This is a genomic window from Desulfurella sp. (assembly GCF_049977265.1).
In the GTDB taxonomy this organism is placed as follows: Bacteria; Campylobacterota_A; Desulfurellia; order Desulfurellales; family Desulfurellaceae; genus Desulfurella.
The window spans coordinates 17,601-19,114 of record NZ_JBMFGQ010000031.1 but is presented as its reverse complement, the minus strand read 5'-3'; the positions used below and the strand labels follow the sequence as shown (position 1 = coordinate 19,114).

Here is a 1,514-nt window from a genome sequence, read left to right as displayed (position 1 = left end):
AACATTTTCAAATATCGCTGCAACTGCTTCACCACCACCTATGCAAAGAGTGGCACAAAACAAATAATTTTAAAAAACACCAGAATAATATTTTAGTGGCGGATTTTCTTTTTTAGAAAATCCCTTTAAAAGGTCTATTATGTTATCTCCTTAAAAAAAATTTTTTAACCTAACTAATTCTCTTTAAGGTAACTGATAACCTATAGCCGAACATAATGAATAAATAAAAAATAATATTCCATCAATTGCTGAAAATCCACCTGCTATCCTTCCTAATGAGTGTTTTTCTGTGTAACTCGCTAGAGCTAATAAAAGAGTAATAGGCACTAACAAGCCAAACATTGCTGTCAAGAATAAAGCACCTTTGCTAGCTAAATAAATTGTAGCTCCAGTAAAGTAAAAAGAAGTTAATAAAACTGCATGATAAGTAACTACTCTATTTGTTCCATTTAAGAGACCAAAAGCCAATGCCCACAATAAAAATACAAACGCTGCTGCCGCTGTTGCTCCAAAGATATTTCCACTTGCAATCACAAACATCATAGCTATGGTTTCCATTATAGCAGCAGTTAACAAAATATACCCAAAATCCTTTACATCATGGCGTTTGCTGACACCAAGATCCATCATACCAATTACCCATAAAACAACCGCAGCTTCCCATAAAAGTGTGTTCATTGCCACATGTCCAGCATGCTCAATCAAATGTTCCATAAAAAACACCTCCTAAAGATATTAATTTTTAACAAAAAATCACGATTTCGTTTTCTTTTCTCTTTGTAACAAAATCTTCCATTCTTTTTTTAGCATTTGTGTTTAAAGAAAACATAGTTAATTCACTAATCAACTCAATAAATTTGGATTTATCTTTGTAAATGTTTGACCATTTCTTAATAAACTGAACTGAATGTGTAGCATTAGAAATAATTTTCCAGGCAATTTCTAAAGTTTTATTTCTCAAATCATCTTTCTCTGTTATACAATCTACCAAACCGATTCTTTGGGCTTCGTATGCATCTATCGCCTCACCTATCAATGAAAGCCTATTGATTTGTTTTATCCCAAGAATTGTATAGCCAAATGACAATGCTGCGGGCGGTATTAAACCTAATTTTGCTTCTGATAAAGCAAATTTAGATTCCTTAGTGGCAATTACCACATCCATTAATAAAAGTATTTCAAAACCTCCACCATAAGCTAAACCATTAACCATTCCTATTGCCGGTTTTTCAATTTCAAGTAGCGACCCAAAAATTTTTAATAAGGTGTTAAAAAAATTTTCTGCTTCTTCTTTATTTTTTAACTCATACATAGCTTGAATATCGTCACCTGCACTAAACGCTCTACCAATACCAGAAACAACAACCACACCTGTTTTACTATTTTTGGCTAATTCTACAGTTTCGTAAAATTCTTCCCACATATTCTTTGTAAATGCGTTTAGTTTTTCAGGTCTATTGAGTTTAATCCAGGAAATATCATTTTCTTCAGTATAAATGATGTTTTTAAAATCA

General features: G+C 32.1%; 2 protein-coding genes. Both read right to left on the bottom strand.

What is annotated here, in order from left to right; translation table 11 throughout:
- Positions 1 to 183 precede the first annotated feature (183 nt).
- Positions 184 to 714: a hypothetical protein gene (locus ACP5FO_RS06635; protein WP_428157230.1), complete on the bottom strand. Its 531-nt coding sequence runs from the start codon at positions 712 to 714 to the stop codon at positions 184 to 186.
- A gap of 28 nt (positions 715 to 742) precedes the next feature.
- On the bottom strand, positions 743 to 1,514 hold a 772-nt coding region (locus tag ACP5FO_RS06630), incomplete at its 5' end, for an enoyl-CoA hydratase/isomerase family protein (RefSeq protein WP_428157229.1).